This is a genomic window from Maritimibacter sp. HL-12, from assembly GCF_900177545.1.
Classification (GTDB): Bacteria; Pseudomonadota; Alphaproteobacteria; order Rhodobacterales; family Rhodobacteraceae; genus Sinisalibacter.
Map to the genome: position 1 here is coordinate 569,505 of NZ_FXBQ01000001.1, position 23,634 is coordinate 593,138.

A 23,634-nucleotide genomic window follows, 5' to 3' on the forward strand; every position below is an offset into this window, starting at 1 on the left:
ACCATGCGGATCGGCATTCTTCAGCCCGGCCACGCCCCCGACGAGGTTCGGGGCGAGTTGGGCGACTATGCAGACATGTTCGAGCGATTGCTCGCGGGCCAGGATTTCACCTTCAACCGGTGGGACGTGGTCGACAACATCTTCCCCGACGGACCGGATGAGGCCGACGGCTGGCTCATCACCGGATCGCGCCACGGGGTTTACGAACCCCATCCGTGGCTGCCCCGCCTCGAAGGGCTGGTGCGCGAGATCGTGGCCTCGGGCAAGCCGCTGGTGGGCGTCTGCTTCGGCCACCAGGTGATCGCCCAGGCGCTCGGTGGCAAGGTGGAAAAGTTCGCCGGCGGCTGGGCCGTCGGGCGTCAGCAATACGATTTCGGCGATGCGACGCTGGCGCTCAACGCATGGCACCAGGACCAGGTGACCGAGCTTCCGCCGGGCGCGCAGGTGATCGCATCGAACGCCTTCTGCGCCAACGCCGCGCTGTTGATCGGGCAGAACGTGCTCACGATCCAGCCGCACCCCGAGTTCACCTCCGAGATGATCGCAGGGCTGATCGACCATCGCGCCGCCAAGGTGCCGGACGACCTCGTTGCCAAGGCGCGCGCAGAGCTCGGCAGCGAAACCGAAAACGCGGAGATTGGCCAGAGGATGGCCGATTTCCTGCGCAAAGGAGCCAAGTGATGGCCACGACCGACTGGACCAATGCCCTGCCTGAAGCGGCGCGGGCCTATCTCGAAGGCAAGCGGCTTGACGAAGTGGAATGCGTGATCTCGGACTTTCCGGGTATCGCGCGGGGCAAGGCGGTACCTGCCGCCAAGTTCGCCCGGCAATCCACGTTCCACCTGCCCGAGTCGATCTTCTTCCAGACCATCACCGGCGACTGGTCGGACGACGCCGCCGAGGAAGGATTTGTCGAGCGCGACATGATCCTCAAACCCGACATGGAAACCGCCACCGCCGCGCCGTGGACGGCGGACTGGACGCTGCAGGTGATCCATGACGCCTACGACCGAACCGGCGAACCGATCTCGCTCGCCCCGCGCAACGTGCTCAAGCGGGTGGTGGCGCTCTACCGCGCCGAGGGTTGGGAGCCGGTCATCGCGCCGGAAATGGAATTCTATCTCGTCGCGCGCAACATCGACCCGGCCAAGCAGATCGAACCGATGATGGGCCGTTCGGGCCGTCCCGCCGCCGCGCGACAGGCCTATTCGCTTACCGCGGTCGACGAGTTCGGCCCGGTGATCGACGACATCTACGATTTTGCCGAGGCCCAGGGCTTCGAGATCGACGGCATCACCCAGGAGGGCGGCGCGGGGCAACTGGAAATCAACCTGCGCCACGGCGACCCGGTCAAGCTCGCCGACGAGGTGTTCTATTTCAAGCGCCTGATCCGCGAAGCCGCACTGCGCCACGATTGCTTCGCCACCTTCATGGCCAAGCCGATCGGCGACGAACCGGGCTCGGCGATGCACATCCACCATTCCATCGTCGATGCGCAAACCGGGCACAACATCTTTGCCGGCCCCCAGGGCGGCGATACCGACGCCTTCTTCCACTTCATCGGCGGTCTGCAACACCACCTGCCCTCGGTGATCGCGCTGCTGGCTCCTTACGTGAACTCCTACCGGCGCTACGTGCGCGACCACGCCGCCCCGATCAACCTCGAATGGGGCCGCGACAACCGCACCACCGGCATTCGCATCCCGCTGTCCGGCCCCGAAAGCCGCCGGGTCGAGAACCGCCTCGCCGGGATGGACGCCAACCCCTACCTCGCGATCGCGGCGAGCCTTGCCGCAGGCTATCTCGGGCTTGTCGAGGAGCGCCGGCCCGAACCGCAGTTCCGCGGCGATGCCTATGACAGCGACGAGGGCATTCCGCGCGATCTGGCCGCGGCGCTCGACCTGCTGCAAGGCGCGGATGCGATGAAGGAGCTTCTCGGCCCTGAATTCGTTCACGTCTACAGCGCGATCAAGCGGGCCGAACATGCCGAGTTTCTCGGGGTGATCAGCCCCTGGGAGCGCGAACACCTGCTGCTGAACGTCTGAGCGTTACAAAACACTGTCACACGGGTCATGATCCTGTTACGATTTTTCCGAAAAAGGATTTCGGAAAAGCCGAAAAGGGAGAGACCCATGGCGCTGACCCCGAACGTTTACGACGCAGAACCCATTCCCGAGGCCGCGCGTGTCGAAATCGACCGCCTGCTCGCTTCGGGTGACCTGTTTCGCTACACCGCGCCGGAAGACGCGCCCGTGGCACTGCTTGAGCAGGAATTCGCCGCAGCCCTTGGGGTGAAATACGCGCTGGCGGTCGCGTCCTGTTCGGCGGCGCTGTTCCTCGCGCTGAAGGCGCTCGATCTGCCGCGCGATGCGCGCGTGCTGGTGCCGGCCTTCACCTTCGCGGCCGTGCCCTCGGCGGTGGTCCACGCCGATTGCGTGCCGGTGCTGGTCGAGGTCGGCGACAACTACCGGATCGACATGGCCGATTTCGCGGCCAAGCTCACCGACGATATCGACGCCGTCATCATCAGCCACATGCGCGGCCACACCTCCGACATGGACGCGATCATGGCGCTCTGCGATGCGCGCGGCGTGCCGGTGATCGAAGATGCCGCCCACAGCCTCGGCACGCTCTGGCATGGCCGCAAGATCGGCACCATCGGCAAGATCGGCGCGTTTTCGTTCCAGTCCTACAAGATGCTCAACGCCGGCGAAGGCGGCATCCTGGTGAGCGACGACGCCGAGGTGATCGCCCGCGCGGTGATCATGTCGGGTGCCTACGAGCACAACTGGAAAAAGCACAAGGGCCCGCGCGGGCAGAACTCGGCGGAACTGGCCGAGGCCTTCGCCCGCTGGCAGAACCGGCTGCCGCTCTACAACACCCGGATGTCGAACCTGTCGGCCGCGGTGGTGCGCCCGCAGATCGGCGAGCTTGCGCGCCGGGTGCGTGACGGGCTGGCCAACCACGACCACGTCGCCGCGCGGCTGAACACCAGCGACTGGATCGAGGTGCCGCCGCCGCTCGGCCCCGAAACCCGGGCACCCGACTCGATCCAGTTCAACCTCGTCGGCATGACCGACGACGAGGTGACGCTGTTTCAGGCGATCGCGCGCGAACGCGGCGTGAGCGTGCAGGTGTTCGGCCTGTCGCAGGACAACGCCCGCGCCTTCTGGAACTGGCAGTTCCTGCCGGAAAACCCCGGCCCGCTGCCGCAGACCCGCGCCATGCTGATGCGCGCCTGCGACACCCGCTTGCCGGTGCGGCTGAAGCGCGCGGAACTGGATTTCATCGCCGAGGCGTTGCTTGCGGCGGCGGACGACGTGAAGGGGGCGGTGCGCGCCTACGGCACCTGAAGGACGTGTAACGCACGGGGCAAGGCGTATCCAAACGCCTTGCCGCCCGCCTCAGACCGCCTTCAGCGCTGGTTTTCCAGCCTTGCCTGCCCTCTTCCTGCGCGCCTGCGCCGCGTGGGCGCCGGCGTGTTGATCTATGAACTCCAGCACGAGCGGGCGGATGTGGTTGCGCCACGACTTGCCGGCGAAGATCCCGTAATGGCCCGCGCCGATCTCGATGTAACCCGCCTTCATCTCCTCGGGCACGCCGGTGCAGAGGGTCAGGGCGGCGGCGCATTGGCCGGGCGCAGAGATATCGTCTTTCGATCCTTCCACCGTCTTGATCGCCACGTCGGTGATCTTGCCGATGTCGACCCGGTGGCCCTTCACGGTGAAGGCATTCTTCGCGATCTCGCGTTTCTTGAAGATGCGCTCGACGGTGGAGAGGTAGAACTCCGCCGTCATGTCCATCACCGCAAGGTATTCATCGTAGAACTTGTTGTGCTTGTCGTGGTCGGCGGCGTCGCCCTTCATGACCTTTTGAATCTGGTTGGCGAAAGCACCCGAATGGGTTTCCGCGTTCATCGACACGAAGCCGGCAAGCTGCATCAACCCCGGGTAGACCATCCGCCCGGCGCCCTTGTATTTGAAGCCGACGCGCTGGATCGCCAGTTCTTCGAGCTGGCCCATCGTGACCCGGCGGCCGAAATCGGTCACATCGGTTGCCGCCACGTCGGGGTCGATCGGGCCGCCGATCAGGGTGAGGGTCTGCGGCTGCGCCTCGGGATCGAGCTCGGCGAGGTAAGCGGTGGCGGCCAGCGTGAGCGGCGCGGGCTGGCAGACGGCAATGACGTTGATGTCGGGCCCGAGCGCGCGCATGAACTCGACGAGGTAGAGCGTGTAATCCTCGATGTCGAACTTGCCTTCGGAAACCGGGATGTCGCGCGCGTTGTGCCAGTCGGTGATATAGACTTCCGCATCGGGCAGCAGCGAGTTCACCGTCGAGCGCAGCAACGTGGCGTAATGGCCCGACATCGGCGCGACGAGCAGCACCCGGCGCGCTTTCTCCGGTCGGCCCTGCACCTTGAAATGCACAAGATCGCCGAACGGCCGCTCGACCAGCTTCTCGATGCTGACCACGTGATCGCGCCCGTCATCGCCGACCACCGAGTAGATCCCCCAATCGGGCTTGGCCACCATCCGCGCAAAGCTGCGTTCGGTGACTTCGCCCCAGGCCGCGAGCCACTGCAAGTAGGGGTTCGGCAGCGCCGCAACCGCCGGGTAGGAGCCGAAGGCAGACGCCGTCGCACCAAGCCACTGTTGCGTGGTGCGCATCGTTTCCATCAGGTCGTAGGTCGCCATGAAGCGCATCATGCGCCCTCCCTGTTGCCTTGCCACGCTCGTGTCAGATAGCCTGTCGCAAGGGAGAACCTTGCGGCAAATGCTGCGGGTGCGAAAACAATAGGGCGGAATCAGATTTATGACAACTGAAGACAGCGCACCGCCGCAGATGAGCGAGACGCTCCGCACCAACATGGAAAAGATCGAGGCGCTCACCGCCCGGCTTGTCGCCGCGATGGCGCACAAGAAGGCAATCCGCCCCTCTCTGCAAGGGCCGGGGCCAGAGTTCGTCGGCAAGGCGATGGGTGCCTACTGGGCCGAGATGATGGCAAATCCCGCCAAGGTCTGGGAACAGCAGCTCGAATACTGGGGCAAGACTCTGGGCCACGCGATCGAGGCGCAACAGGCCCTGCTCGACGGCAAGGGCGCGCTGGTGCCTGAAGACGAAACCCCCCACGACCCGCGGTTTGCCAATCCGTTGTGGCAGACGCACCCGTGGTTCAACTACCTCAAGCAGCAATATTTCATCTCCGCCGAGGCGATGGAAAAGGCCGTCGACGAGATCGAGGGGGTGGACGAGCACGACAAGAACCGGATGCGCTATTTCACCCGCCAGATCGTCGACATGATGGCACCCACCAACTTTCTTGCCAGCAACCCCGATGCACTGGAAAAGGCGATCGAGACCGAGGGGCAATCGCTTGTCGACGGGCTGGAGAACATGATCCGCGACCTCGAGAAGCACGACGGCGAACTGATCGTCACCCTGTCCGATCCCGATGCCTTCAAGGTGGGCGAAAATCTCGGCACCAGCGAAGGCGCCGTGGTCTATCGCAACCGGATGTTCGAGCTGATCCAGTATGCGCCCCGCACCAAGCAGGTGCACGAGATCCCGCTGGTGATCTTCCCGCCCTGGATCAACAAGTTCTACATTCTCGATCTCAGGCCAGACAACAGCCTGATCCGCTGGATCACCGAGCAAGGCTTCACGCTGTTTGTGGTCTCCTGGGTCAACCCCGATGCCGCCTATGCCGATGTCGGGCTAGCCGACTACGTCGAGGAGGGCTATCTTGCCGCCATCTCCGAAGTGAAGAAGATCACCGCGCAGGACAGGATCAACGTCGTCGGGTACTGCATTGCCGGCACCACCCTTGCGCTGACACTCTCGCTGCTCAAGCAGCGCGGTGACGAAAGCATCAATTCGGCCACCTTTTTCACCGCGCTCACCGATTTTTCCGATCAGGGCGAGGTGGGGGTGTTTCTCGATGACGATTTCGTCGATGGCATCGAGGCAGAGGCCCGCGAAACCGGGCTGATGTCGTCGCTCTACATGAGCCGCACCTTTTCCTTCCTGCGGGCGAACGACCTTATCTACAAGCCGGCGATCCGCGCCTACATGATGGGAGAAGCGCCGCCCGCCTTCGATCTGCTCTACTGGAACGGCGACGGCACCAACCTGCCCGGCAAGATGGCGGTCGAATACCTGCGCGGGCTGTGCCAGCAGGACGAGTTCGCCGGGTCTGGCGCGGGCTTTCCTCTGCTCGGCCACCGGCTCAAGATCACCGACGTGACCGTGCCGCTTTGCGCGGTGGCCTGCGAGGCCGACCACATCGCGGCCTGGCGGTCGAGCTATCGCGGCATTCGCGCGATGGGGGCGGACGACAAGACCTTCATCCTCTCCGAATCCGGCCATATCGCCGGCATCGTCAATCCGCCGTCGAAAAAGAAATACGGCCATTACACCAACGAGGACTGGCCCGAAGATCCGGAAACCTGGCGCGCGGATGCGACCTTCCATGCCGGCACCTGGTGGTTTCGCTGGGGAGACTGGCTCGCGGCGCGTTCGGGCGAGAAAATTCCCGCGCGAAATCCCGGCGATTCGGAGCACCCGGTGCTCGCCCCGGCCCCCGGCACCTACGTGGTCGCCCAGCCAAATACCTGATTTTCCCGGCATTTGACGCAAGGTAAACCCGGTCAATGCTGCAGTGCAGAAAAACCTTGATTTTCTGCACTGCAGCATCCATATTCTTTGCAGTTGCAGAATGAACCGGGCGCGGCCCGGCAAACGACCGGAGATTACCATGACCAAGACCAACGATTACACCAAGATGTTTCAAGACATGATGGGCGCATTCCCGATGGACATGTCGGCGATGGAAGGTGCCTTCAAGTCGCAGGCCGCGATGGGCGAGAAGTTCTCGAAGATGGCGATCGACGCCGCCAACCAGTCGGTCGAGATCTCCACGAAGTGGACGAAAGACACCCTCGGCAAGATCGGCGAAGTGACCACCGTCAAGGACGAGGCCACCGATTACACCAAGGCAATGACCGATTTCGCCTCGGCCCAGGCCGAGATGGCCGCCGAAAACATGGCCGCCTTCGCCGAAGTGGCCAAGAAGGTCCAGATGGAGACCGTCGAGATGATGCTCGCCTCCGGCAAGGACATGGGCGCGGAAGCCTCCGCGGCGATGAAAAAGGCCACCGACGAGGTGACCAAGGCGGCCAAGAAAGCCTCCGCGAAGTAATCCTTCTCCCGAAGCTGGTCGCCTCCCGGCCAGCCGACTTCGAGGGCGAGCCGCCGGCTCGCCCTTTTTCGTCGCCGCCCCCCGGAAGCTGCAAGCAATGGGATGCTTGCTTTTCGTTTCAACGGTAACGTAGGGTTGTTTCTGCAACGGCAAACTGCCGGAACCAGCGAGGGAGGATGCCCGATTGGCAAAGGACAGCGACACGCTTCTGATCAAGCGCTATGCCAGCCGCAGGCTCTACAACACCGAAACTTCGGACTATGTCACGCTCGACGATATCGCGGGGTTCATTCGCGACGGCCGCGAAGTGCAGATCATCGACCTCAAGTCGGGTGACGATCTTACCCGGCAATACCTGCTCCAGATCATCGCCGAACATGAGAGCCGGGGCGAAAGCGTGCTGCCTGTCGATGTGCTGAACGACCTCGTGCGATCCTACACCACGCAGGCGCAAAGCGTGGTGCCCCAGTTCCTCGCCGCGTCCTTCGAGATGCTGCGCGAAGGCCAGTCGAAGGTTCTGGAAAACTTCGGCCAGATGCCCAACCCGATGGCGACCATGCCCGGTTTCGAGGCCATGCAGGCGCAGCAACAGGCCTTCCTCAAGGCGATGATGAAGGGATGGGGCACCGCGGACGACGCGGGTGAAGGCAACGCGAACGAGTCCGCCAAGTCCTCGGCGAAAGACGAGAAATCCGACAAGGACGCCGAGATCGACGCGATCAAGAAGCAGCTCGCCGAGCTTCAGTCGAAGCTTTCGGGGCTGTAACCACCGGGGCGGCATCGCCTCGGGGTGCGAAGGGCCGATAGCATGGTTGAAGCCACGGGGCGGATCACGCTTTGGGGAATCGAGGTGTTTCTCGCCATCGCCGAGGAACGGTCGATCTCGGTCGCCGCGCGCCGCCTCGGTGCGAGCGCTTCGGCCGTCAGCCAGCAGCTCAGCAACCTCGAAGCGGGCCTCGGCGCGGGTCTGGTCGACCGGTCTGCCCGCCCGCTCAGCCTCACCCCGGCGGGCGATTTGTTCCGCCGACGGGCGCAGGCCATCGTCGGCGAGGCCGAGCAGGCGCGCGCCGAACTGGCCCGCGCCGATCTCGCCCGCCTGACCCGGTTCCGCCTCGGCATGATCGAGGATTTCGACGCCGACGTGACCCCGCGGTTGCTCGCGCAAATGGCCACCAGCCTCACCGAAACCCGCTTTCTGCTGGAGACCGGCGCCTCCCACCGGCTGACCGATCAGCTCGACGCCCGCGCCCTCGACGTGATCGTGGCCGCCGAGATCGGCGCCGCCGCCGACTGGATGGAGGTGCACCCGCTGCTCGAAGAGCCCTTCGTCGCCGCCGTGCCGCGGGGCACCGGCACCGGGCTCGACAGCCTCGCGAACCTGCCCCTGATCCTCTACACCCCGCGCCACTACATGGGCCGCCAGATCGCCGAACACCTCGCCCGGCAGAACCTCACCCTGGCGCATCGCTTCGAGATCGACAGTTACCACGCGATCATGGCGATGGTGGCATCAGGCGCGGGCTGGACGATCCTCACCCCCCTCGGCGTGCTGCGCGCCCTGCGCTTCGTCGATGCCGTCGACATCGCGCCACTGCCCTTCGCCCCGCTCTCGCGGCGGATCACGCTCTCGGCACGAAAAGGCGTTCTGGCCGATATGCCGGGCGATCTCGCCGCCCGGTTGAAGCCGCTGCTGGCGGAGCTGATCGTCACCCCCGCCGTCGCGCGGTACCCGTTTCTCGAAGCCAGCCTGCGCCTGCTCTGATCGTCAGCGCAGCATCATCGGCAGATCCATCCAGGCGCGCAGCGCCAGGTTGACCTTCTCGGGGCTCTCAAGCGTCGGCAGATGCCCGGCCTCGTCGATGATCGCCAACTCGGCATAGGGGATCAGTTCGGCCATGAAGCTGTGGCGCTTGACCGGCGTGATCTTGTCATGCGCGCCGCAGAGCACCAGCGCGGGGGCGCGTGTCGTCCGCAACGCCTTCTGAGCGTCCGGCCTGCGTTGCAGGGCGCGCGATTGGCGGATGAAGGCGGCCACGCCGATGTCGGCCGCCATTTCGTCAAGCACCGCCAGCACCTTTGCCCGTCCCGGCCCCGGAGCGAGATTGTCAACCGGCAGCGCGCCGCGCAGCGCCTCGCCCAGGTTGCCCGATTGCGCCTTGACGATCTGCGGCTCACGCCACGTCGCCTGTTCGGGCGTTTCCGCCAGCGGCGTGGTCGACATCAGCGCGATCCGGGTCACCCGCTCCGGCACCCGGCGCAGGATTTCCATCGCCACGATCCCGCCCATCGAATGACCGGCCAGGGCAAAGCGCGGCGGTGCGTGATGCACGGCCTCCGCCGCCATCTCGCGAATGCTCTCGCCCCTCGTGACCTGAGCCACCTGAAGCGTGAAATCGCGGCTGAGATCGTCGATCTGCGGACCGAACACACGCGCGTCACACATCATGCCGGGCACCAGAAGGATCGGCTCGGTCACCCGAGCACCTCTTCGACGGTGCGCGTCATCAACGCGAGGCAGTCCGGCGAGGAAAACCGGTGGTCGGCGCCCTTCACGAAGATCAGCCGCACATCGTCGCCCTCGATATGGTCCAGGAGCCGCAGGGCCACGTCGCGCTCCACGTCTTCGTCTGCCGTACCCTGCAAAAGCCGCACCGGGAAGGGCATGTGCAGCGGCGCGCGCAACACGAGGTGGCGGCGCCCGTCCTCGATCAGCCGCCGCGTAATCGGGTAGGGATCGCCATAGTCGGAAGGCAGAAGCACCTGCCCCTCAGCCATCAACCGGGCCCTGTCCGCATCGGAGAAATCGCGCCACATGCTGTCTTCGGTGAAGTCCGGTGCCGCTGCGATTCCAACAAACCCGGCCACTTTTTCCGGCATCTCCCGGATCAGGATTGCAGAAATCCAACCTCCCATGGAGGAGCCGACAAACACCTGCGGCCCCTCGGTCACCGCGCCGATCACGCTTTGCGCATCTGCCGCCCAGTCGCCGATGCAGCCTTCGGTGAAGCGCCCGGAGCTTTGTCCGTGCCCGGAATAATCGAACCGCAGGAAGGCCTGGCCATTTACCTTCGCCCATTCCTCCAGCGCCAGCGCCTTGGTGCCGTCCATGTCGGACATGAAGCCGCCGAGAAACACCACGCCGGGGGTCTGGCCCTCGGTCTTGTGGAAGGCGATGCGCCGCCCTTCGGCGGTTACGTGGGTGCTAGGGGTGGTCATGCCGGCTCTCTGTGCTGTGGTCATGCTGCCCGATGGCACCGGGAAATGAAAGCGTCATTCAGCCTCCTTCAAGCCCAGCGCAACGAGTGCGCCGATAACCGCCAACGCCGCGAAACCGAGAAGTGCGGCGACGGGGCCGAGCATCGAGAGCGCGCCGCCGAACAGGCCCGAAACCAGCAGCAGCACACCGATCGCGGTGTTGGACGCCGCCGCATATCCGCCGCGGGCGTCGTCCGGGGCGATATCGACAAGGTAGGTCGAGCGACCGTTGCGCACCCCGTGATGCGCAACCATCAGCACGAAGAGCGCGCCGGGAAGCGCCCATGCGGCGGCATAGGTGCCAAGAGCGACGGCAAGGCCCATCGCCCCGGCCCCGATCAGCCCCGCCGCGATCAGCACCTTGCGCGACGACCGGTCGGCGAAGCGGCCCCAGATCCACGACGACAAGAACGAGGCCAGCGCCGAGGCGATCACCAGCGCGCCAAGCTGCCCGAGCGCGCCCTCTGCATCGCCGCCGAGGAGCACGATGTAGGGCGGCGACAGCGCCGTGGCGGTCAGAAAACCGCGCGCCACGACAAAGCGGGTGAAGTTTCGATCCTCGCGGAAATAGCGGAACAGGACGAGGTCGCCGGCGCGGTCGCCGGTCTCCGAGGGCATTTCGCGCAGAGTTGCGAACACGACGGCGGCGGCAACAAACAACAACGCCGCCAGCGCCACCGCACCGGCCAACGCGGCGGTGCCTTCGAGAACGTCGAGAATGAGCAGCGCCGCGAAAATCACCACCCCGGCGGAGGACAGCGACCCGGCGGCCCCGGTCACCGCCCCCCGGCGCGACCGGCCCACCGTCTTGCCGAGCACGTCCTTGTAAGACACGCTCGCCGCCGCCCGCGCAATGGCCAGCACCCCGAGGGCGACGACAAAGGCCCAGCCCGCCGCCGCGCCGGTGAGGGTGAGGGCGGTCAGGGCGATGAACGCCGCCGCCGCCCCTTCGGCCAGGGTGCCCGCCGCCCACATCCAGCGGCGCTGGCGCATCCGCGCGAGCACGGCGGCGAGAAACACCTGTGGCAGCAGCGCCCCCGCCTCACGAATCGGCACCAACGCCGAGATGAATGCCGCGGGCACCCCGAGAGCATTGAGAAGCCAAGCCAGCACCAGCTTGGGGTCGATCAACCCGTCGGCCAGCTTGGTCATCGACAGCGCCGCGACGTGGCGAAGCCCGTTGCCCGCTTCGTGGTCAAGCTCGGGCCTGCCCGCGATCCTGGTGAACAATTGCTCGATCATGGCACCACAGTAGCGGCCAGTCGGTGACGGGTCAGCGCCAAAACGCCACAAATGCCCGCAGCCGCGTTGACTTCGCTGGAATCCGGGGGCAAATGGGGGCCACACATAACCCGCAGCCGGGCGTTCCGTGGGCGCCAAACCGACGAGGAGAGAGCCGTATGGCCCAGATTTCCCTGACATTCCCCGATGGCAATGCAAAGCAGTTCGAGGCCGGCGTGACGCCCGCCGAGGTCGCCGCCGGGATTTCCAATTCGCTGGCCAAGAAGGCGATCTCGGCCACCGTGAACGGCAAGCACCACGATCTGCAATGGCCGATCGAAGAGGATGCCGCGATCGCCATCCACACCATGAAGGACGAGGCGCAGGCGCTGGAGCTGGTCCGCCACGACGCTGCCCACATCATGGCGCGGGCGGTGCAGGAAATCTGGCCGGATGTGAAGGTGACCATCGGCCCGGTGATCGAGAACGGCTGGTATTACGATTTCGACCGCGAGGAGCCGTTCACGCCCGAAGATCTCGGCCAGATCGAGGCCCGGATGAAAGAGATCATCAACCGCCGCGACCCGGTGACCACCGAGGTCTGGGACCGCGAGCGCGCGATCAGGTATTACGAGGCCAACAACGAGCCCTACAAGGTCGAACTGGTCAACGCGATCCCGGATGACGGCCAGCCGATCCGGATGTATTGGCATGGCCATTGGCAGGATCTCTGCCGTGGCCCGCACCTGCAACACACCGGGCAAGTGCCGGCGGATGCCTTCAAGCTGATGAAGGTGGCCGGGGCCTATTGGCGCGGCGACAGCAACCGCCCGATGCTGCAGCGGATCTACGGCGTGGGCTTTCTCAACCGCGACGGGCTGAAGCGGTATCTGACCATGCTCGAGGAGGCCGAAAAGCGCGACCACCGGCGCCTCGGGCGCGAGATGGCCCTGTTCCACCTGCAGGAGGAAGCGCCCGGCCAGGTATTCTGGCACCCCAACGGCTGGACCATCTACACCACGCTGCAAGACTACATGCGCCGCCAACAAGCGCGGTGGGGCTATGTCGAGGTCAACACGCCGCAGGTTGTCGACCGCAAGCTGTGGGAGGCGTCGGGCCACTGGGACAAGTACCAAGAGAACATGTTCATCGTCGAGGTTGACGAGGAGCACGCGCGCGAAAAGACGATCAACGCACTGAAGCCGATGAACTGCCCTTGTCACGTGCAGATCTTCAATGTCGGGCTGAAGTCATACCGCGACCTGCCGCTGCGCATGGCCGAATTCGGCTCCTGCAACCGCTACGAGCCCTCGGGCGCGCTGCACGGGCTGATGCGGGTGCGCGGCTTCACGCAGGACGACGCGCACATCTTCTGCACCGAAGACCAGATCGAGGCTGAGTGCAAAAGCTTCATCGACATGTTGAGCGAGGTCTACGCCCATCTCGGGTTCGACGACTTCAAGATCAAGTTCTCGACCAGGCCCGAAAAGCGGATCGGCTCCGACGAGAGCTGGGACTACGTCGAAGGCGCGCTGGAAACCGCGATCCGGGCAACCGGTGCCGATTTCGAGATCGACCCCGGCGAGGGCGCGTTCTATGGCCCCAAGCTCGATTTCAAGCTCACCGACGCGATCGGCCGCGAATGGCAGCTCGGGACCTTTCAGGTCGACCCGAATCTGCCCGAGCGGCTTGGCGCGAGCTACATCGGCGAGGACGGTGCCAAGCACCGGCCCACGATGCTGCACCGGGCCGTGCTTGGCTCGTTCGAGCGCTTCCTCGGAATCATGATCGAGCACCACGAGGGCAAGTTGCCGTTCTGGCTCGCCCCGCGCCAGGTGGTGGTGGCCTCGATCGTATCGGACGCCGACGACTTCGTGCACGAGGTGGTCGACAAGCTGAAGGCGGCAGGCGTGCGCGCCGAGGCCGACACCCGCAACGAGAAGATCAACTACAAGGTCCGCGAACACTCGGTAGGCAAGGTGCCGGTGATCCTCGCGATCGGCATGAAGGAAGTCGAGGAGCGCAATGTCTCGTTGCGCCGTCTGGGCGAGAAACAAACCCGGGTTGTTGCACTCGACGAGGTGGTGACCGATCTGGCAGCAGAGGCCACACCCCCCGACCTGCGCTGAAGCCTCAGCCCAAAACGTTGAAATAAAACATCAAGGCGGGCTTCGGGTCGCCTTTTTTTCAGGTCAAATCAAACTTTCGTTTGTTTCAAGCGGTCACGCCACGGTGCCGCACGTCCCTGTGTATGGCGCGTGACGAACCGCAGCCGGTAGCTTTTTCCTATCGCCGATACGGGCGATCTACTGGAATGGTTCAATTGAGGAGGACCCCATGAACAAGCCGATGAAGTCTCTGTCCATTGCCGCCGCCGTCGCCACCGCGCTTGCCGCTCACACCTTGCCGGCACAGGCACAGGAGAACGAGAAGTGCTTCGGTATCTCGAAGGCGGGCGAGAACGATTGCGCCGCCGGACCCGGCACCACCTGCGCCGGCACCTCGACGGTCGACTACCAGGGCAACGCCTGGACCCTCGTGCCCGCCGGCACCTGCGAAGACACCGTGATCGAGGCGTCCGCAACCGATGACGGCGTCGAGCGCATGGGGTCGCTGGAGGAGCTTGATCGCGATATTCCCGACGCCTGATTGCCAATCCCCGGGCCGTTCTGGCCCGGGGATAGACCCCGGAGGCCGCCATGTTCGACACCCGCCCCCCGAAGCTCCCGGCCATTCCCGGCGTCGGCTACAAGCCACAGCACTACAGCGACATCCTCGCGGGTCCCGGCGCTGTCGGCTGGCTGGAAGTGCACGCCGAGAACTACATGGGCGACGGCGGCCGCCCGCTGGCGCAACTGCGCGCGCTGGCCGCGCTTTTCCCGATCTCCGTTCACGGCGTCGGGCTGTCGATCGGCGGCGAAGACCCGCTTGATCGCACCCATCTCGACAGGCTCAAGCGCCTCGTCGACTGGTTGAACCCCGCCAGCTTTTCCGAGCATCTCGCCTGGTCGAGCCATGGCGGCACCTTCTTCAACGATCTCCTGCCGCTGCCTTATACCGATGCCACCCTCGCCCGTGTCGCCGATCACATCTGCGAGGTGCAGGATACGCTCGGGCGGCGGATGCTGCTGGAGAATCCGGCGACCTACCTGGCCTTCGACGAAACCACGATGGCCGAAACCGATTTTCTCACCGAACTGGTGCGGCGCACCGGCTGCGGGCTGCTGCTCGATGTCAACAACGTCTTTGTTGCCTGCACCAACCGGGGCGAGAACCCCGAAGCCTATATTGATGCCTTCCCGGTCGAGGCGGTGGGGGAAATTCACCTCGGCGGCCACGATGCGCAGGAAGACGATCGCGGCGCGCCGCTGCTGATCGACAACCACGGCGCCGAGGTGGTCGATCCGGTCTGGGCGCTCTATGCCCACACCCTCGGCCGCACCGGGCCGATGCCCACGCTCATCGAATGGGACAACGACGTGCCTGGCTGGCCGGTGCTCGAAGCCGAAGCGGCGCGGGCGCACGCCATGCTGGCCGAGACGCAGGCATGAGTGCCTTCGCGCCCGCCCTGCTCGACCCGACCGCGGCCATCCCGCCGGGACTGAGCGATGCCCGTGGCGGCCCCGCCGACCGGCGTTTCGCGGTGTATCGCAACAACGTGGTGGTGAGCCTCACCGAAGCCATGGCCACCGGCTTTCCGGTGATCCTCAAACTCGTGGGCGATGAGTTCTTCCGCGCCATGGCCGGGGTTTTCGTGCGGTCGCATCCGCCGGAGTCGCCGGTGCTGGCACGATACGGCGCCGCCTTTCCCGAATTTCTGGAAACCTTCGCGCCGGTCGCCCACCTGCCCTATCTTGCCGACGTGGGCCGGCTGGAATTTGCGCTGCGCGAAGCCTACCACGCGGCCGATGCCGCGCCCGTGGCACCGGATGCCCTTGCCGACCCCCGGGTGATGGACGCGCACCTGCGCTTTGCCCCGGCCACCCGACTTGTGGCCTCACCCTACCCGATCCACGCGATCTGGCGCGCCAACTCCGAGGCCGGGGCACCGCCGGCAAAAGGCGGGGCCGAGACCGTGCTCGTCAGCCGCCCGGACTGGGACCCCTGGCCGCGCGCCATCGCGCCGGCGTCGGCCCGCTTCATCCAGGCTCTGCTGGCCGGCCGTCCGTTCGGCGCTGCGCTGGAGTCTGCCGGCGACGAGATCGACCTCGCGGCCACGCTCACGCTCCTTCTTGACACCAAGTCCATCATCGCCATCGAGGTACCCGGATGATCAAAGCCCTGCTCACCCGTCTGGATGCCACCGGCGACTGGCTGCTGCCCCTGCTGGCGCGGTTCACCTTCGCCGCGACGCTCGCAGGGTATTTCTGGACCTCGGCGCTGACCAAGCTGGGCGACGGTCTGTTCGGCTTCCTCTCGCCCTCCCTCGGGGCCTATGCGCAGATCTTTCCCCGCGCGATGGAAGCCGCGGGCTACGATGCTTCGCAACTCGGGTTGTTCCACTGGGCCGTGGTCACCGCCGGAACGCTGGCGGAATTCATCCTGCCCGCGCTCATTATCCTCGGCCTCGCCACAAGGCTGGCGGGCTTGGGGATGATCGGTTTCGTCGTGGTGCAATCGCTGACCGACATCATCGGCCACGGCACCGACGCCAGCGCCATCGGCGCATGGTTCGACCGGGTGCCCGACAGCCATATCCTCGACCAGCGGCTGTTCTGGATCGTGCTCTTCGTCACCCTGATCGTGAAAGGGGCAGGCCCGCTCTCGCTCGACCGGCTGATCGCGCGGCGCCTAGAAATGTGATTTCGGCTCGTCCGGCTTGCCCGCGGCAAGGGCGAGAATGCCACCCAGCCCAGCCATCACGATGGGAAACATCGTCGCGGTGTTGAAGCTGAAGGCTTGCTGCATCAGCACCGCCGAGACAAGCAGCAGGATGCCACCCCAGAGCGCGCGCACCTTCGCCATCGCGCCCCCTGCAATCGCCAGCACCGGCGCGGCGATCGAGGTGAAGCGCACGAGAGCCGGGTTGTCGAAATTGCCGAAGATCGTCTCGACGTCGGGTTCACGTTCTACAAGCGATGTCCAGCCATAGCCGAACAACCCCACGATCATGCCGATCGCCCCGCCGATGATGCCAAGAACCAGTGCCGCGTTGCGCATGTCTTCCCTCCGCCTTGTCCTTCCCAGATAGGCACGTCACGCCGCGCTGCCAAGCCACCGCTCCTGAACGGTTTTATCCCATCCGAGCGTCAAATCGCCTTCTGCCTCGATCACCGGGCGCTTCATCAGGGCAGGATGGGCGGAAATCAGCCGCTCAGGGGCCTGTTCGCGCGCCGCCTGCGAAAGCCCACGCCAGGTTGTTGACCGCCGGTTCACCAGTGCCTCACCAAACGCGTTGAAAAACCGGTCAATTTCAGCATCTTCCAGCGGCGACTTGCGGATATCGACCAACTCGGGCGAAAACCCCGCCGCCGCCAGTGCCCTGAGCGCCTTTTTCACCGTGTCGCAGTTTGCGATCCCGTAGACCTTCACATCCGCCTCCGTTTCATGAAAACTTTGCTTGCCTTTTTTTACCGGTTTGCCACCCTATTCCAGTGACAACAGAACTTCCAGACGACCGCTCCCTTCCGGGGCAGCCGAAGGCTGAAGACTGGCTGCACCACCCCGTCGCAATTCCGCGGGCGGGCAACATGAAGGAGAGATCGGATGGCCACTGGCACCGTAAAATGGTTCAACTCCACCAAGGGTTTTGGCTTCATCGCGCCCGATGACGGCGGCAAGGACGTTTTCGTCCACATCTCGGCCGTCGAGCGCGCGGGCCTCACCGGCCTGAAGGACGACCAGAAGATCGAGTATGAACTGATCGCAGGTCGCGACGGCCGCGAGTCGGCAGGCGAACTCAAGCTGCTCTGAACCACCTGCCTTGCAGGATCGCCCCGCGCCCCCCGGCGCGGGGTTTTTCATGTCAGCCGAACGCGCGCGCCACCATCACCCCCGCCCAGGCCGAGACCCCGGTAAGCGCCGCCCCCCAAGCCACGTCGATGGCCACCATTTGCGGTGCCCATCGGGCCAGCGTGGCATAATTGGTGAACTCGTAGGTGCCATAGGCCAGGGCCCCGAGGATCGCCCCGCCAATCAGCGCATGAACCGGCGCACCCTCCTTCAACGCCGGAAGCGAGACGAACCACAACACCCCGGCGACGTAGAACAGGTAGAAGACCACCGCCGGTCCGATGCGGATATCGTCGAGCATCCAGTCGCCGAGGCGCGTCTCGAACAACGGGCGAAGAACGGTTTTCAGCATCACGGCGTCGATGCCGAGAAAGACAATTGCAGTTACGAAATAAAGCACGAGGGTTTGCATCACAGGGTCCGATCCTTGGGTCTGACTAGGTTACGCCCCGACACCTGATCCGGATGAATCACGCCTCCACGTCGATTTTCCTTGCAAAATGGGCCACGAAGCCCCATTTGGGGACTGTACCACAGATCTATCTTCCCGCCTTCTATCACTAGACAGTCGGACTGAGACACGACTGCGCTACCGAGCCGCTGCATGTTGCGGGCGGCACATGATAGGAGAAAACGGAATGGCCACTGGCACCGTGAAATGGTTCAACGCCACCAAAGGCTTCGGCTTCATCGCGCCCGATAACGGCGGCAAGGACGTGTTCGTTCACATCTCGGCCGTCGAGCGCGCCGGCCTCACCGGCCTGGCGGACGACCAGAAAGTTGAATTCGAACTCGAGTCCGGCCGTGACGGCCGCGAATCGGCTGGTTCGATCAAACTCGCCTGAGCCTGAGCTTTCAGGAAAAGATCACCCCCGTCGGGCGAAAGCTCGGCGGGGGTTTTGCGTTCTGCGCAGGTATCGCGCCGGTCGCGGCCGGACCTGCCGGAGCAATGCTTGCGACCGCGCACGGCAGCGCCGCCGGGTTGCGTCCCGGTGAAACCGGGCACTGCCCGCAGACAGCCCGTTAGCTCAGCCGTTCGGCCTTCTTGCGCACGAGCACGCTGCGCAGATCGTGCATCGCGAGCAGGAGCGCGTCGGTCACCGCCTCGAGGTCTTCCTCCGAGGCACGCGATTGCGCCCAGTGGGCGGTCAGGTTGAGGTGGTCGACGGCGCGCAGGATGTCGTCGATATCGCGCGCGGCAAGCGTTGCCTTGCGATCCTCGATCCATGCGTCGATCGCGGCCCGGTCTTCGGCGCTCAACTCGCGGTCGCCATGGGCCTTTACTTCACCATTCTTGATGTTGATGACCGCGATCTGGTCCATCTCGATCCGGCGATGGCGGTTTTCGGTATCGACGCGAAAAACGAAGGCGCCGTTTTCACGGACCCGGAAGTAATAGTCGGGCAACTCGGTTGTCATGGTTCTGCTCGTTTCTCGCCGCCTGAAGGGAGGCCCCCGGCGCGGACCGCGGACAGTTAACGCCAGCGGGCCTTTCGGTTCAAGGGCTTCCGCCCGATTACTTCAACCCCGCGCAAAACCGTTGAATCCGGGTGCAGGCTTCCGTGAGCTGCGCGTCGGAGGTGGCATAGCTGACCCGGAACGCCGGGCTGAGGCCGAAGGCCGCGCCGAACACCACCGCGACGCCGGTTTCCTCCAGCAGCGCGCGGGAGAAATCCTCGTCGGTCTCGATCTTCGCGCCGCCCGCGCTGGTCTTGCCGATACAACCGGCAATCGACGGGTAGACATAGAAGGCCCCCTCCGGCGTGGGACAATCGACCCCTTCCGCCGCGTTGAGCATTCGCACCACGAGGTCACGCCGGCGCTGGAAGGTCGCCCGGTTTTCGGCAAGAAAGTCCTGCGGCCCGTTCAGCGCCTCGACGGCGGCCCATTGGCTGATCGTGCAGGGGTTCGAGGTGCTCTGGCTCTGGATCTTGCCCATCGCCTTGATCAGCGCCTCCGGCCCGCCCGCATAGCCGATCCGCCAGCCTGTCATCGCATAGGCTTTTGACACGCCGTTGCAGGTGAGCGTGCGGTCGTAAAGACCGGGTTCGACCTGGGCGGGCGTGGTGAAGGTGAAATCGTCGAACACGAGGTGCTCATACATGTCGTCCGACATCACCCAGACCTGCGGGTGGCGCATCAGCACATCGGTGAGCCCCTTGAGCTCGTCGCGGGTATAGCCCGCGCCGGTTGGATTGGAGGGCGAGTTGAAGATGAGCCACTTGGTGCGCGGGGTGATCGCGGCCTCAAGCTGGTCGGGTGTCATCTTGAAGCCGGTCTCGATCCCGCATTCCACCGCCACCGGCTCGCCGCCCGCCAGCAGCACCATGTCGGGATAGCTCACCCAGTAGGGCGCGGGAATGATCACCTCGTCGCCCGGGTTCAGCGTAGCCATCAGCGCGTTGTAGAGGATCTGTTTGCCGCCGGTGCCAACGCTGATCTGGCCGGTGCTGTAGCTCAGCCCGTTCTCGCGGGCGAACTTGGTCACGATCGCCTGCTTGAGTTCCGGCATCCCGTCGGGCGCGGTGTATTTCGTCTTGCCCGCCTCGATCGCGGCCACTGCGGCGGCCTTGATGTTGTCGGGCGTATCGAAATCGGGCTCGCCCGCGCCAAGGCCGATCACGTCACGCCCCGCCGCCTTCAACTCTTGCGCAAGGGTGGTCACGGCGATGGTCGGCGACGGTTTGACGCGGTCGAGCGTCGCGGAAAGGAAAGGCATGGTCGGTCCCGGATTTGTGCTTTTCTCCTGCATCTCTTAGATTGGGGCCTTAGCGCGATCAAGCGCGTAGGGAGATCTTGCATGACCGACATCGTGACCGACGACTGGTTTTCCGACGAGCACGCCACCTTTGGCGATCGCCTCGCCGCGGCCCGCGAAGCAGCCAGTCTCAGCCAGAAGGACCTCGCCAAGCGTCTCGGGGTAAAGTCAAAGACCGTGGCCGCCTGGGAGAACGACCTCTCCGAGCCGCGCGCAAACCGCCTCCAGATGCTCGCCGGTCTGCTCAACGTCTCGTTGATGTGGCTGCTCAACGGCAACGGCGAAGGCGTGGACCCGCCCGGCGTCGAGCCCGCGCTTACCCATGATGCCCGCCGGGTTCTGCTCGAAATGCGCGAGCTGCGCGGCGATATCGACGAGGCCGCCAACCGCCTCGCCCGGCTGGAAAAGAACCTCAAAAAACTGATGGAAGCGTCGCTGGTATGACCGAAACACCGGCAAACCGCCTCAAGCGGCTGGCGATGCGCTCGGCAAGGCGCGGCACCAAGGAGATGGACATCATCCTCGGGCGGTTCTGCGATGCGCGTCTCGGCGCGATGTCCGCCGACGCGCTCGACCGCTACGAGGCGTTGCTGGAGGAAAACGACCAGGACCTCTACCAATGGGTCACCGGGCAGGTTTTGCCGCCCGCGCGCTTCGCCGCGCTGATCGACGAGATCGCGGGGCACGCCGGCACCGCCGCGCGCGGTTAACCATATAGTCCGAAGGCCGCGCGAAATTTCCTTTTTTCCGCGTCGCTTAACCGAATGTTCGATGTTTCCGCCGATGGTCCGAGATCAATCGGAATTGGTGGAGAGTTGAATGAGCATGCATTCATCCATCGGGCAGGCCCTGAAGCCGGGCTACCTTGGCGACTATCTCGAGTCGCTGGCCCTTGTCGAGCGGCTGCACCGGCTGGTGCTCGACGTGATCAAGGATGAGTTCGAGCGCCTCGGCGTGCTCGAGATCAACCCTGTGCAGGCGCTCCTGCTGTTCAACATCGGGGAAAACGAGGTGACGGCGGGCGAACTCAAGTCGCGCGGCTATTACCAGGGTTCGAACGTGTCCTACAACCTCAAGAAGCTGGTCGAGATGGGCTACATGCACCACCAGCGCTCCGAGATCGACCGTCGCTCGGTCCGGGTCCGGCTCACCGCCAAGGGCCGCGAGGTGCGCGAAACCGTGGCCACGCTCTTCGTCCGCCACGCCGAGGGGCTGGAGGCGCGCGCGATCCTCGCCCCCGGCCAGCTCGACGAGGTGAACGCCGCGCTCAAGCGGATCGAACGCTTCTGGACCGACCAGATCCGCTACATCTACTAGGCTCTCCCCGGCCCGGCCCCGCGCTCACGCCATGCTCCGTCATGTCGCGGGTGCGTATGCGCATCGCGCAAGATATAGTGGGGCGGATCAACGAGGGAGAGATTCGCCATGGCCCTGAGCCCGGAACAACAGGCCGAGATCGACGCATTGCGCTCGGCACCCAGCGAGACCCTGCGCGCCACCGCCCCCGGCATGGAGCGCCACCTCTACAACGCCCACGACGTGCTCGATCACGGCTTCGTCCGGGTGATCGACTACATGGGCGACGATGCCGCGATCTGCCAGGCCGCCCGCGTCTCTTACGGCAAGGGCACCAAGAGCGTGCAGAACGACGAGGGGCTGATCCGCTACCTCATGCGCCACTGGCATTCCACCCCCTTCGAGATGTGCGAAATCAAGCTGCACGTCAAACTGCCGGTGTTTGTCGCCCGGCAATGGATCCGCCACCGCACCGCCAACGTCAACGAATACTCCGCCCGCTACTCGATCCTTGATCGCGAATTCTACATCCCCGCCCGCGAGCACCTCGCCGCGCAATCGACGGTCAACAACCAGGGCCGCGGCGAATTGCTTGCCGACGAGGAAGCCGCCCGCGTGCTCGAAATCCTCAAGGCCGACAGCGCCCGCGCCTACGACAATTACCAGGCGATGATCGGCCAGGACGGCCAGCAGGGCCTCGCCCGCGAACTGGCCCGGATGAACCTGCCCGCCAATATCTACACGCAGTGGTATTGGAAGGTGGACCTGCACAACCTCTTCCACTTCCTCCGCCTGCGCGCCGACCCCCACGCCCAATACGAGATTCGCGTCTACGCCGAAGCCATCGCGGCGGTTGTCGCCGACTGGGTGCCCTTCGCCTACGGGGCGTTCGAGGACTACCGCATGGGTGGCGCGACGCTTTCGGCCACTGCGCTGGACTGCGTGCGGCGGATGGTGAAGGGTGAGACGGTCACGCAGGAGACCTCCGGCATGTCCAAGGGGGAATGGCGGGAGTTCGAGGGGGTTTTGAGGGGATGAAGTGCGTACGATGGATATAGGTCTATGAATGCTTAGTGGCCTTGACGTATCGGAGATAGTCCTAGGTTTAATCACTGCGGGAGGGGGCGGCGCCGTGGTTGCGTTTGCCTTGTTCCGGTTTTTGGGCCAAACGTGGTTAGAGAATATATTCTCACGAAAAATTGAGGTGTTTCGCCATGACAATGCAAAGGAGCTCGCCGGGCTTCAAGCCAGAATAGATGGCTCTTTGAGTGCTACCGTCAGAAGTCAAGAAAAAGAGTTCGCAGCATTGTCCGAGTGTTGGCGTCTTTTGAATATTGCCCAAGGTGAACTCCAAGATTATGTATCGGCCATACAGCAGTATCAAGATATTGGGAAGATGCCAGAGGATATGCGCCGTGAATTTTTGGACAGCCTCGATCTATTGAAATCGCAGAAACGTATTATTCTTGAGTCGGCTAAGCCTTCTGAGGAGTATTTCGCAATTCAAGATCGCGCAAAATCCAATAAAGCTTGGAGTGCTGTGCAAGAATTTGGGAACGCTGTTTTCCTCAATGATATATTCGTGGAGGAAGAACTCTCGGAGGAATTCAAACGTATTCTTCAACTTATGCGGAATACTTTGGTTGAGAAGGATGTCGGTCGAGAAAGCGGCGACCACAAAATTTCAATCAAAGCTTCAAGAGCCGCAGCGAACGAAATCAAGCCTGCAATTGAAGCGATCGCGCCTAAACTCCGAAAAAAGTTCTTCGAAAGGGTTTGACGAGCACAAACGCCGCGTGAGTAGGGTGGGTGCCAACCCACAGCCCCACATCCGACCCGAGAAATGACCTATCCCACGAGTCCCCCCACCGGATCGCCTGCGATCCGGTTCGCGCCCGACCCGCCCCCAGGGCGGGCGCGAAGTGCGCCCACCCTCGGGTCCGGGCGCGAACCT

Annotated in this window: 28 protein-coding genes; 19 read left to right on the plus strand and 9 right to left on the minus strand. The window is 64.4% G+C overall.

Features of this window, described 5'->3' with window-relative positions; all coding sequences use genetic code 11:
- Positions 1–3 precede the first annotated feature (3 nt).
- From B9Y97_RS02865 to B9Y97_RS02875, 3 genes are all read left to right on the plus strand, one after another.
- Complete coding sequence (locus tag B9Y97_RS02865; RefSeq protein ID WP_085525342.1) at positions 4–681, plus strand: type 1 glutamine amidotransferase; 678 nt, start codon at positions 4–6, stop codon at positions 679–681.
- Positions 681–2,045: a glutamine synthetase family protein gene (locus B9Y97_RS02870; protein WP_085525343.1), complete on the plus strand. Its 1,365-nt coding sequence runs from the start codon at positions 681–683 to the stop codon at positions 2,043–2,045. Before B9Y97_RS02865 ends, B9Y97_RS02870 begins: the two co-directional genes overlap by 1 nt.
- A gap of 87 nt (positions 2,046–2,132) precedes the next feature.
- A complete protein-coding gene (locus tag B9Y97_RS02875) occupies positions 2,133–3,353 on the plus strand; it encodes a DegT/DnrJ/EryC1/StrS family aminotransferase (RefSeq protein ID WP_085525344.1) in 1,221 nt (406 codons plus the stop codon).
- A gap of 51 nt (positions 3,354–3,404) precedes the next feature.
- Here B9Y97_RS02875 and phaZ read toward each other — a convergent pair whose 3' ends face one another.
- Positions 3,405–4,703 carry a polyhydroxyalkanoate depolymerase gene (phaZ, locus tag B9Y97_RS02880; RefSeq protein WP_085528065.1) on the minus strand — a complete coding sequence of 433 codons (1,299 nt, stop codon included), beginning with the start codon at positions 4,701–4,703 and terminating at the stop codon, positions 3,405–3,407.
- Positions 4,704–4,842: 139 nt separating this feature from the next.
- Here phaZ and phaC point away from each other — a divergent pair, with 139 nt between their 5' ends.
- The 4 genes from phaC (at position 4,843) to B9Y97_RS02900 (ending at position 8,960) form a co-directional block, all read left to right on the plus strand.
- A complete protein-coding gene (phaC, locus tag B9Y97_RS02885; protein WP_254900835.1) occupies positions 4,843–6,615 on the plus strand; it encodes a class I poly(R)-hydroxyalkanoic acid synthase in 1,773 nt (590 codons plus the stop codon).
- Between the two features lie 139 nt (positions 6,616–6,754).
- Positions 6,755–7,198, plus strand: coding sequence for a Phasin (locus tag B9Y97_RS02890; protein ID WP_085528066.1), 444 nt, complete (start codon positions 6,755–6,757; stop codon positions 7,196–7,198).
- 184 nt (positions 7,199–7,382) lie between these two features.
- Positions 7,383–7,964, plus strand: a complete 582-nt coding sequence (gene phaR, locus B9Y97_RS02895; protein ID WP_085525346.1) for a polyhydroxyalkanoate synthesis repressor PhaR — start codon at positions 7,383–7,385, stop codon at positions 7,962–7,964.
- A 42-nt stretch (positions 7,965–8,006) separates the two neighbouring features.
- Entirely contained in the window at positions 8,007–8,960 is a 954-nt protein-coding gene (locus tag B9Y97_RS02900; protein WP_085525347.1) for a LysR family transcriptional regulator, read from the plus strand.
- 3 nt (positions 8,961–8,963) lie between these two features.
- Here the strand turns inward: B9Y97_RS02900 and B9Y97_RS02905 are convergent, their stop codons facing one another.
- From B9Y97_RS02905 to B9Y97_RS02915, 3 genes are read right to left on the minus strand one after another with little or no spacing between them, the layout of a single operon-like run.
- Entirely contained in the window at positions 8,964–9,674 is a 711-nt protein-coding gene (locus B9Y97_RS02905; RefSeq protein ID WP_085525348.1) for an alpha/beta fold hydrolase, read from the minus strand.
- Positions 9,671–10,414, minus strand: coding sequence for an alpha/beta hydrolase (locus tag B9Y97_RS02910; protein ID WP_085525349.1), 744 nt, complete (start codon positions 10,412–10,414; stop codon positions 9,671–9,673). Before B9Y97_RS02910 ends, B9Y97_RS02905 begins: the two co-directional genes overlap by 4 nt.
- Positions 10,415–10,468: 54 nt before the next feature.
- A complete protein-coding gene (locus tag B9Y97_RS02915) occupies positions 10,469–11,695 on the minus strand; it encodes an MFS transporter (protein WP_085525350.1) in 1,227 nt (408 codons plus the stop codon).
- A 158-nt stretch (positions 11,696–11,853) separates the two neighbouring features.
- Between B9Y97_RS02915 and thrS the strand changes: the two genes are divergently transcribed.
- From thrS to B9Y97_RS02940, 5 genes are all read left to right on the plus strand, one after another.
- Positions 11,854–13,803: a threonine--tRNA ligase gene (gene thrS, locus B9Y97_RS02920; protein WP_085525351.1), complete on the plus strand. Its 1,950-nt coding sequence runs from the start codon at positions 11,854–11,856 to the stop codon at positions 13,801–13,803.
- 208 nt (positions 13,804–14,011) lie between these two features.
- Complete coding sequence (locus B9Y97_RS02925) at positions 14,012–14,323, plus strand: BufA1 family periplasmic bufferin-type metallophore (protein ID WP_085525352.1); 312 nt, start codon at positions 14,012–14,014, stop codon at positions 14,321–14,323.
- Positions 14,324–14,373: 50 nt separating this feature from the next.
- On the plus strand, positions 14,374–15,225 hold the full coding sequence (locus B9Y97_RS02930) for an MNIO family bufferin maturase (RefSeq protein ID WP_085525353.1): 852 nt from the start codon (positions 14,374–14,376) through the stop codon (positions 15,223–15,225).
- Positions 15,222–15,947 (plus strand): HvfC/BufC N-terminal domain-containing protein, encoded by a 726-nt coding sequence (locus tag B9Y97_RS02935; protein WP_085525354.1) that lies wholly within the window; start codon positions 15,222–15,224, stop codon positions 15,945–15,947. Before B9Y97_RS02930 ends, B9Y97_RS02935 begins: the two co-directional genes overlap by 4 nt.
- Entirely contained in the window at positions 15,944–16,477 is a 534-nt protein-coding gene (locus B9Y97_RS02940) for a DoxX family protein (RefSeq protein WP_085525355.1), read from the plus strand. Before B9Y97_RS02935 ends, B9Y97_RS02940 begins: the two co-directional genes overlap by 4 nt.
- Here B9Y97_RS02940 and B9Y97_RS02945 read toward each other — a convergent pair.
- Both B9Y97_RS02945 and B9Y97_RS02950 read right to left on the minus strand, forming a co-directional pair.
- Positions 16,466–16,834: a hypothetical protein gene (locus B9Y97_RS02945; RefSeq protein ID WP_085525356.1), complete on the minus strand. Its 369-nt coding sequence runs from the start codon at positions 16,832–16,834 to the stop codon at positions 16,466–16,468. The two genes, B9Y97_RS02940 and B9Y97_RS02945, sit on opposite strands and share 12 nt — an antisense overlap.
- A 36-nt stretch (positions 16,835–16,870) precedes the next feature.
- Complete coding sequence (locus B9Y97_RS02950) at positions 16,871–17,206, minus strand: ArsC/Spx/MgsR family protein (protein WP_085525357.1); 336 nt, start codon at positions 17,204–17,206, stop codon at positions 16,871–16,873.
- Positions 17,207–17,380: 174 nt separating this feature from the next.
- Here B9Y97_RS02950 and B9Y97_RS02955 point away from each other — a divergent pair, with 174 nt between their 5' ends.
- Positions 17,381–17,587 carry a cold-shock protein gene (locus B9Y97_RS02955; protein ID WP_085525358.1) on the plus strand — a complete coding sequence of 69 codons (207 nt, stop codon included), beginning with the start codon at positions 17,381–17,383 and terminating at the stop codon, positions 17,585–17,587.
- A gap of 52 nt (positions 17,588–17,639) precedes the next feature.
- Here B9Y97_RS02955 and B9Y97_RS02960 read toward each other — a convergent pair whose 3' ends face one another.
- On the minus strand, positions 17,640–18,038 hold the full coding sequence (locus tag B9Y97_RS02960; RefSeq protein ID WP_085525359.1) for a DUF2177 family protein: 399 nt from the start codon (positions 18,036–18,038) through the stop codon (positions 17,640–17,642).
- Between the two features lie 226 nt (positions 18,039–18,264).
- Here B9Y97_RS02960 and B9Y97_RS02965 point away from each other — a divergent pair, with 226 nt between their 5' ends.
- Positions 18,265–18,471, plus strand: a complete 207-nt coding sequence (locus B9Y97_RS02965; RefSeq protein WP_085525360.1) for a cold-shock protein — start codon at positions 18,265–18,267, stop codon at positions 18,469–18,471.
- Positions 18,472–18,649: 178 nt separating this feature from the next.
- On the opposite strand, the gene B9Y97_RS02970 is transcribed toward B9Y97_RS02965, so the two are convergent.
- The gene (locus B9Y97_RS02970; protein ID WP_085525361.1) at positions 18,650–19,045 is read right to left on the minus strand and encodes a hypothetical protein; all 396 of its coding nucleotides are present in this window, start codon (positions 19,043–19,045) and stop codon (positions 18,650–18,652) included.
- 97 nt (positions 19,046–19,142) lie between these two features.
- On the minus strand, positions 19,143–20,345 hold the full coding sequence (locus B9Y97_RS02975; protein ID WP_085525362.1) for a pyridoxal phosphate-dependent aminotransferase: 1,203 nt from the start codon (positions 20,343–20,345) through the stop codon (positions 19,143–19,145).
- Between the two features lie 81 nt (positions 20,346–20,426).
- Here B9Y97_RS02975 and B9Y97_RS02980 point away from each other — a divergent pair, with 81 nt between their 5' ends.
- From B9Y97_RS02980 to B9Y97_RS03000, 5 genes are all read left to right on the plus strand, one after another.
- A complete protein-coding gene (locus B9Y97_RS02980) occupies positions 20,427–20,828 on the plus strand; it encodes a helix-turn-helix domain-containing protein (protein WP_085525363.1) in 402 nt (133 codons plus the stop codon).
- The gene (locus tag B9Y97_RS02985) at positions 20,825–21,094 is read left to right on the plus strand and encodes an FAD assembly factor SdhE (RefSeq protein WP_085525364.1); all 270 of its coding nucleotides are present in this window, start codon (positions 20,825–20,827) and stop codon (positions 21,092–21,094) included. Before B9Y97_RS02980 ends, B9Y97_RS02985 begins: the two co-directional genes overlap by 4 nt.
- Before the next feature lie 109 nt (positions 21,095–21,203).
- On the plus strand, positions 21,204–21,701 hold the full coding sequence (locus B9Y97_RS02990; protein WP_085525365.1) for a MarR family winged helix-turn-helix transcriptional regulator: 498 nt from the start codon (positions 21,204–21,206) through the stop codon (positions 21,699–21,701).
- Positions 21,702–21,809: 108 nt separating this feature from the next.
- Positions 21,810–22,718 (plus strand): FAD-dependent thymidylate synthase, encoded by a 909-nt coding sequence (gene thyX, locus B9Y97_RS02995; RefSeq protein ID WP_085525366.1) that lies wholly within the window; start codon positions 21,810–21,812, stop codon positions 22,716–22,718.
- Between the two features lie 94 nt (positions 22,719–22,812).
- Positions 22,813–23,460: a hypothetical protein gene (locus B9Y97_RS03000; protein ID WP_139828209.1), complete on the plus strand. Its 648-nt coding sequence runs from the start codon at positions 22,813–22,815 to the stop codon at positions 23,458–23,460.
- Positions 23,461–23,634 lie beyond the last annotated feature (174 nt).